Source organism: Salmonella sp. SAL4457 (genome assembly GCF_046548235.1).
In the GTDB taxonomy this organism is placed as follows: domain Bacteria; phylum Pseudomonadota; class Gammaproteobacteria; order Enterobacterales; family Enterobacteriaceae; genus Salmonella; species Salmonella enterica.
The window spans coordinates 1-362 of record NZ_JBGDZO010000146.1 but is presented as its reverse complement, the minus strand read 5'-3'; the positions used below and the strand labels follow the sequence as shown (position 1 = coordinate 362).

At 48.9% G+C, this 362-nt stretch carries 1 pseudogene; it reads left to right on the top strand.

The features are described 5' to 3' along the window. Positions 1–362: pseudogene (locus ACLJNW_RS23645) on the top strand (phage tail tape measure protein); the annotation flags it as partial.

Sequence of the window (362 nt, the reverse complement as noted above, 5' to 3'; positions counted from 1 at the left end):
GGAACGCGAAAATGAACGTCATAAAAAGGCGTTGTCACAACAGGCGAAAAAGCCAAAGACTTACCACAACGACGAGGCCAGGCGACTGCTTTTGCAGTACAGCCAGCAACAGGCGCAGACTGAAGGGCAGATTGCCGCCGCGAAGCTTTCCACGACCGAAAAAATGACGGAAGCGCATAAGCAGCTTTTGTCATTTCAGCAGCGCATCGCTGATTTGTCCGGTAAAAAACTGACGGCGGATGAACAAAGCGTACTGGCACATAAGGATGAAATTGCGCTTGCGCTACAGAAGCTGGATATCTCACAACAGGATTTGCAACACCAGAATGCCCTTAATGAACTGAAGAAAAAGACGCTCACAT